Genomic DNA, 7,665 nt, shown 5'->3' on the forward strand with positions numbered 1-7,665 from the left:
ATAGTAATAGAATATGAGATAGAAAGGAGAGATCACGTATGAAGTATAGCGACTATATGGATAAGGAGCGAAACACGGGAGAATACATCGACAATGTGATCCACAGTTTGGAACAGAAGGACAAGAAGTATATTCCGGTCATTGAATCCAAACTCAAGAAGCGTATTGTAGAGATTCCCAAGGCAGTGTATGAGGCGAGCGGGATTAAGGTGTTTGGAAAGAGGATAAAGTCTTTGATTTTCAGTTCCGACTTGGCGATTATCAAGAACAACAATGCTGACGGGGTCATTGCGGTATATCCGTTTACTCCTCAGTTGGCAATCAGTCATGCGATCATTTCGGTATCGACCACTCCGGTCTTCTGCGGGGTGGGCGGAGGTGTTACTTCGGGACAGCGATCTTTGGATATTGCAATGAGTTGCGAGCTCAACGGCGCCTACGGTGTCGTATTGAACTCTCCGGCTACAAACTCGCTTCTGATGGAGATGAGAAAAAGGCTTGATATTCCCATCGTGGTGACGATTGTTTCGGAGAAGGAAGATTTTGAAAAGCGGATCAAGTCAGGAGCTGCGATCTTCAACGTTTCAGGAGGTTCCAAGACGGCTTCGATCGTCCGTAAGATAAGAGAAAATCATCCTTATTTTCCGATTATAGCGACCGGAGGGAATACGGATGAGAGTATTCGAGAGACCATACGGGCAGGAGCCAATGTCATTTCTTACACTCCTCCGACCAGTGCGGAGATCTTTGCCGGAATTATGAAGAGTTATCGGGAAAATATGGAGAAGGAAGACAGGTAGGATAAAAGATGACATATCAAACACAGAGACAGGAACTGATCTTATTCGGAAACAGACTTTTGCAGGAGGGGTTCACTAAAGGAACAGGAGGAAACCTGAGCATCTTCGATAGACAAAGTCGAAAGATGTTGATCACGCCGAGTGCTATCGCCTATCAGGATATCACACCGGAAGACATCGTGGTGATCGATATTGATGGCAGGGTAGTGGAAGGAAGCAGGACTCCGTCGAGTGAATGGGAGATGCACCTGATGATCTACCGTCACAGAGAAGATATCGATGCGTTGATCCATGCACATACGACTTATTGCACGGCAGTCGCCTGTTTGAGGAAGGAGCTTCCCGCCGTTCATTATATGATTGCAGTCGCAGGGGAAAATGTGCGTTGTGCCGATTATGCGACCTTCGGTACAAGGGAGCTGGCACAAAATGCTCTGGTCGCAATGGATGACAGAAGGGCGGTCCTTCTTGCCAACCATGGGGTGCTTGCAGGAGGAGTCAACCTCAAGGATGCCTTCAATGTCTTGGAAGAGGTGGAGTACACTGCTCAGCTGTATTATTTGACCTCCTCCATGGGTGATCCCGTGATCTTGGATCACTCCGAGATGGAGGTTATGAAGGAGAAGTTCAGGACCTACGGTCAACAGAGGTAGGGGAACAAGCACATAAATACAAAGAGTGAAGGTATCCCCGGGATGAAATGTTTAAGGAGGTAAATGATGATAGTTACAACAACACCGAGTGTAGAAGGAAGAGAGATCGATCAGTATAAGGGTATTGTCTTTGGAGAAGTGATATCGGGAGTGAATTTTTTTAAGGATATCGGAGCAGGACTTCGAAACGTGTTCGGAGGAAGGTCCAAGGGCTATGAGGAAGAGCTGATCAAGGCGCGCGAAGAGGCGATGCAGGAGATGGCGACAAGGGCGAAGAAGCTTGGTGCCGAGGCCGTTGTCGGGGTGGATGTCGACTATGAGGTCTTGGGTCAAGGCGGAGATATGTTGATGGTTACCGTTTCGGGAACAGCTGTCACTTTGAAGTAAGAGGAAGACGGATGATGAGATATACGGATGGAAGAAAGTTTATGAAGTCTTCTTTTCACAAGGAGGTGGAGGAGTCCGATTACAAGAAGGGGATGGAGGATCCCGGTTTTTGCAAGGAGGAAGAAACAGGTCGCAGGGTCGTGCTTGGAGAAATCTATATGGGAGATATGGAGGAACGTCCCTTTGTCGACATCGTGTTGGGGAGACGAAGTCACCGTCTCTTTGAACAGGAGGGATTGAAGAAGAACGATCTGTCCTATCTTCTGACCTTGACACAGAGGATCCAGAAGATCCATCCCTCGGGACGGATGTGTTATTCGCCCTCGGCTTGTTCGGGAGGAAGACATACCTACGAGACCTATCTGATTATACAGGACGTTGAGGATTTACAACAGGGAGTGTATCGTTATGACTCCATGAGCCATGAGCTCGTCCTATTGGAAGAGAGAAGCGATACCAAAGCGAAGCTCAAGGAAGCGACCCTGAAGTATTCTTTTGTCGCCAATGCACCGGTTGTCTTTGTTTGGGCCTGCCTTCCTTATCGAGGAGAGTGGATGTACGCGGAGAGATCTCACAAGCCCATGCTTTTGGATGCAGGACATATCTGCCAGGCCTTGTATCTTGCAGCCGAATCGATCGGGTTGGGTTGTTGTGCGGTGGCGGCATACCACCAGGAAAGGATGGATGAACTGATCGGCGTTGACGGAGAAGAAGAGTTCAGCGTCTATATCTGCCCGGTTGGAAGGCCAAAAGTTTCTTCCAAGTAAGGAGGATTTTTGCACCGCTATTGTCTATTTAACGGCATATATCAATGCTTTGTATCCTACGGGTGTTGAGACGATTTTTTGCGTTTGTAGAGGGGGCCGTTGAATACTGTTATCCGTTTGAACTCTTGATATCAATGTTCTTCACTCCTATGAGCGACAAAATAAATGTTTATGCTTGCAGGCGTGGATATAACTACACTTCCATCGGAGGACGGTATAGAACATCTGTACAAAGCAGTATTGACTTCTGCGGAGGTTTGTACTGTTTTGTTTTCATACGGGAGAAGTTGGTGGAGGGTGATATTGCAAGTGGTAATGCGATATCAAGAACCTTCCTTTGTTTTCCTATAGAAAAGGATTGAAAAAATCGAAAAAAAGGATTAGGATATTGAAATAGTATCAGCAAAAAACAGAAATAAAGGAGTATTGCCATATGAGAATGTCAAAGCTATATATGCCCACTCTCAGGGAGGTTCCCTCGGATGCGGAGATCATAAGTCATAAACTTTTGCTCAGGGCGGGATTGATCCGCAAGCTGGTTTCGGGAGTATATTCTTATCTGCCTCTTGGAAAGAGGGTGCTTTCCAAGATTGAAAAAATCGTTCGTGAGGAGATGGATGCGATCGGCAGCCAGGAAGTCCTGATGTCGGCGATCCAGCCCGCGGAGGTATGGAAGGAGTCCGGACGATGGAGTGCTTACGGACCGGAAATGTTTCGTCTCCACGATAGACATGAGAGGGAGTTTTGTCTTGGGCCCACCCATGAGGAAATTTTTACGACAACGGTTCGAGATGAGGTCAATTCATACAAACAGCTTCCTCTGAGCCTGTATCAGATCCAGACGAAGTATAGGGATGAAAAGAGACCGCGATTCGGTGTAATCCGTTCGCGTGAGTTTATTATGAAGGATGCCTATACCTTTGACAGGGATCCCGAGGCGATGAAGGAGGCCTACTTTGAGATGTGGAAGGCTTACGAAAAAACTTTTGATCGCCTCAAGGTAAGATACAAGGTCGTCGAAGGGGATTCGGGTGCGATGGGAGGTTCGGATTCGCATGAGTTTACCGCGATGGCGGAGTCGGGCGAGAGCAATATTATCTATTGCAATGACTGTGACTACGCAGCAACGGACGAAAAGGCGAGCACGGTTCTTGTAATGAAGGATCAAGATATAGAGCTTAAGGAGATGGAGAAGGTTTTGACTCCGAATATAGGAACCATCGAGGATTTGGAGAGCTTCTTCTCTACAACGGCGGAGTCCTTTGCCAAAACGCTGTTGCTTACGGTAAACGGGGAGACCGTTGCCGTGATGATTCCCGGACATCGGGAACTGAATCTGATTAAACTCTTGAAGATTATAGATGCGGCCGAACATGAAATTGAAATGGCGGATGCTCAGACGGTTCGTGAAGTGACCGGAGCCGAGGTCGGTTTTGCGGGACCGATCGGACTCAAAAAGGATATCAAGCTCTATGTGGACAAGAGGGTGACCGAGATGAAGAACTTTGTGGTCGGAGCCAATGAAACGGACTTTCACTACAAGAACGTCAACTATGCAAGAGATTTCGAAGGTATCGTAGTCGAAGATCTTGTCTTGGCACAGGAGGGAGACCTTTGTCCCAAGTGCGGTGCAAAGCTCCATACGGACAGAGGAATTGAAGTTGGAAACATCTTCCAGCTTGGAACAAAGTACAGCGATGCCCTTGGCTTGACTTATCTGGACAAGGACGGAAAGAGCCAAAAGGTATGGATGGGCTCTCATGGGATCGGAGTGTCCCGAACGATGGCGGCGATTATCGAACAGAACTATGACGAGAAGGGGATTATTTGGCCTTTGGTCGTAGCCCCCTATCACATCATCATTACGGTCGTCAACTCCAAACAGGAGGTACAGTCGGAACTTGGAGAAAAACTGTATCGTGAACTCAGTGCAAAGGGGTATGAGGTGCTGTTGGATGATCGCGACGAGAGAGCGGGCGTGAAGTTTAACGATGCGGAGTTGATCGGGATCCCGATCCGTATCAACGTCGGACGTCGAGCGGGAGAAGAAATTGTGGAGTTTGCTCTTCGAAGAGAAGAGCAAAAGCATGAGATCTCGATTAGCGAGATCGAAGAAAAGATCAAGGCGGAATTTAAGGCTCAAGGTCTGTAAGAAAGATAAGGACAAAACATATCGTATGGAAGAGAAACGGGATATGGTTTTTTGTTTCTCCGGACAACGATGAACACGGTACGAAGGAACGTTTTTTCAATCTGTGTTGTTCAATGTACGATTCCGATGTATTCGTTTCTCGAACGATAGTTTTTGATAGAGGTCTGTAACTCTACGTTTAGGGACGGCGCGCTCCTTCCTACACATTTTTGAAACGAAAGCATTGAAAGAAGAGAAGGCTGTTGCTGTGGAACCGAAATGTTTCCGGCAACAGCTTTTTTATGGATAATACTACCATTGCTTTGAATGATGGATATCAAGCGATTTGTATCCCATATGAAGAGAAAACGAATTTTCGTGGTTACAAAACAGATATAACCAACTCTTATTGAAGAATAGTATAAGAGTTTCGGATTCGAACGACACCGGTGTTGCGATACTATTTTTCTCCTGGAAGTATTTGGATATCAAAACAAAGTGTTTCGTATTTGAAGAAGTCAAGCTTTTCGATATCAACGGCTCAAAGCGATCGTAGTATCATACTATTATCTATTAGAATTGACAGATTGAATGTTTTGAAACATATCATCTTCCAAATTGTTTTTGGTAATGATATATTCTAAATACCCGGTATTTCAAACGGAGAACGGTATAACTTGTGGGGAAAACAGATTGGAGGCTAATCTTCTCCAAGAGCTCAACGAAAGCGACAGAAGAATGAACTGGCGAGGAATCCGTTTTCTCTGATGGAATGTGTCCATAGAATGACAATAAGAAGAAGTATTGTCGGAGGAATATTGCAGGACATATTACAGAAGATTTTGTAACTTTCGTTGAGTATCGGAAAGATAAATGATACACTGTTCTTAGGTATGAAAGAAAATGAAGAAATTTTGGAAGGAAGGGAGAAGAAGATGGCTTTTGAAGAGAAGTTGTTGCTCGGTACGGTGGTCGCAAAAACAAAGACAGAAGAATTGAGTATTCGAACGCAAGAATTAAAGCGGGGAGGAGTTATTCCCAAGCTGTGTATTATGAGGGTTGGAGAGCGTCCGGACGACATTTCGTACGAGCGGGGAGCCGTAAAGAGGATGCAGAACATAGGGATCGAAGCGGAGGTGCAGACCTTTGCACAGTCGATCACGCAGGATGAGTTTCTGCAAGCTCTTGAGAAGAACAACAAAGATGAGAGTATTCACGGGATTCTAATCTTTATGCCTCTGCCTAAGCAACTGGATGTCGATGAGATCAAGGCAACCATCCTTCCGAGTAAGGATGTGGACTGTATTTCTCCTGCAAACGTGGCGAAACTGCTCACGGGAGAAGAAGGTCTTGTTCCCTGTACGCCGATGGCGGTGATTGAGTTGATGAAGTACCACGATATTGAAATGCAAGGCAAACATGTGGTCGTGATCGGACGTTCTATGGTAGTGGGAAAACCTCTTTCCATGCTGTTACTTCGTGAAAATGCAACCGTAACCGTCTGCCACAGCAAAACGGGGGGACTGGACAGGCTTTGTAGAGACGCGGACCTCGTAGTATGTGCCTTGGGCAAGTCCAAGTTCTTGACATCAAAGTATGTGAATGAGAAGAGTATCGTTATCGATGTAGGCATCCACGTTGACGAAGAAGGCAATATGAACGGGGATGTCAACTTTGACGATGTGGCCCCTGTCGTAGCAAAAATCACTCCTGTGCCTAGAGGAGTCGGTTCGATCACGACTGTGGTGTTGGCAAAACAAGTATTGGAGAGTGCTGCAAAGGCGTAGGTCGAAACAGCGAGACAGCAAGGCGGTAGAGGTTTTATTTTTCGTTGCAGACGATGGCTGCTTTCAACGTAGAAAGATAGGGGAAGGCACAGTTGGATGTAGAGTGTCCTTACTATAAATGAAAAACAGTTCTTCAAGAAATTGAAGTTTTGGATGGATGATCTATCTATGTCGTTTTCAACAAAATCAAAACGATCCGAAACAACTCTACATTGTTTTGCGGGAAGAAGTTCTTTTTTGAGGGAGGAAGATATGAGAGAGATGAGAAGAAAAGATCGGAAGATGAGTGAGGAGTTTGCTCTTTCGGTTCTAAAGAAGTGTGAATACAGTACCTTGGCGATGGTAAACGAGGAGGGAAGACCTTATTGTATTCCGGTCTCTCCTGTCTTGGATGAGGAAAGGAAAGCGGTGTACTTTCACTGTGCAGGAGCAGGTTACAAGGTAGAACTGCTCAAAAAACATCCGGAAGTCTGTATGTCGGGAGTGGGCGAAACACGCCTTGTACCCGAGGAGAATACGACAGAGTTCGAATCTTTTGTTTTGGAGGGAAGAGCGGAATTTGTTGGAGAGGAAGAAGAAAAGATCCATGCACTCAGGCTCATTATGGAGAAGTTTGCACCCTCGAATATACACAACTTCCAAGAAGCGTTGGATCGAAGTCTAAAGATTACCGCCGTCGTTAAGATTTCCATCAGAAGCATCAGCGGGAAACGCAAGAAGTACGATACACAAGGAAAAGAGATGAAGTGGCAGAGGATGGAGTAAGGATGAATGAGGGTCAAATACGTATCTACTTTGGCCCTCAACCTCTATAAAGCGGAGAACAAGAGGTGTTTCGGTAATGATGATATTCGTGCCGGTTTCAACTATGGTGTCCTCTCATTTGTATTATGGCGGAGACATAAAATGATGCTGAATAACAATATGCCAATACACGAGAATCGCTGTAATGCAATTTGATCCTATGATCGTTCACGCCATTTTTTGGAAACCATGTTTTTAGTACTATTGGTATTTCAATGGAAAAAATAGAGCTGATAAGCTTGGCTCATAAGAAAAAAGGATAATGAAAAAACAAAAACAAAAAAGCTATTGACAAAAAAAGGGGAAGGTGATATATTAATACTCACCATCGCGGGG

The 7,665-nt window shown here is 45.6% G+C and carries 7 protein-coding genes; all 7 read left to right on the plus strand.

Annotation, left to right across the window (positions count from 1 at the left end; translation table 11 throughout):
• The first annotated feature begins 38 nt into the window (after positions 1–38).
• The 7 genes from ACFO4R_RS11690 to ACFO4R_RS11720 all read left to right on the plus strand — a co-directional run bounded on the left by ACFO4R_RS11690 (position 39) and on the right by ACFO4R_RS11720 (position 7,290).
• A complete protein-coding gene (locus tag ACFO4R_RS11690) occupies positions 39–800 on the plus strand; it encodes a hydrolase (RefSeq protein ID WP_379789353.1) in 762 nt (253 codons plus the stop codon).
• Positions 801–808: 8 nt separating this feature from the next.
• Positions 809–1,453, plus strand: a complete 645-nt coding sequence (locus tag ACFO4R_RS11695; RefSeq protein WP_379789355.1) for an L-fuculose-phosphate aldolase — start codon at positions 809–811, stop codon at positions 1,451–1,453.
• 66 nt (positions 1,454–1,519) lie between these two features.
• Complete coding sequence (locus ACFO4R_RS11700; protein WP_379789357.1) at positions 1,520–1,840, plus strand: putative heavy metal-binding protein; 321 nt, start codon at positions 1,520–1,522, stop codon at positions 1,838–1,840.
• Positions 1,841–1,854: 14 nt separating this feature from the next.
• Positions 1,855–2,607 (plus strand): SagB/ThcOx family dehydrogenase, encoded by a 753-nt coding sequence (locus ACFO4R_RS11705; protein WP_379789359.1) that lies wholly within the window; start codon positions 1,855–1,857, stop codon positions 2,605–2,607.
• 433 nt (positions 2,608–3,040) lie between these two features.
• On the plus strand, positions 3,041–4,759 hold the full coding sequence (locus ACFO4R_RS11710; RefSeq protein WP_379789361.1) for a proline--tRNA ligase: 1,719 nt from the start codon (positions 3,041–3,043) through the stop codon (positions 4,757–4,759).
• Positions 4,760–5,673: 914 nt separating this feature from the next.
• A complete protein-coding gene (locus tag ACFO4R_RS11715; protein ID WP_379789363.1) occupies positions 5,674–6,525 on the plus strand; it encodes a bifunctional 5,10-methylenetetrahydrofolate dehydrogenase/5,10-methenyltetrahydrofolate cyclohydrolase in 852 nt (283 codons plus the stop codon).
• 252 nt (positions 6,526–6,777) lie between these two features.
• On the plus strand, positions 6,778–7,290 hold the full coding sequence (locus ACFO4R_RS11720) for a pyridoxamine 5'-phosphate oxidase family protein (protein ID WP_379789366.1): 513 nt from the start codon (positions 6,778–6,780) through the stop codon (positions 7,288–7,290).
• Positions 7,291–7,665: the final 375 nt, after the last annotated feature.

Origin of the sequence: Filifactor villosus (assembly GCF_042652965.1) — a bacterium.
Classification (GTDB): Bacteria; Bacillota; Clostridia; order Peptostreptococcales; family Filifactoraceae; genus Filifactor; species Filifactor villosus.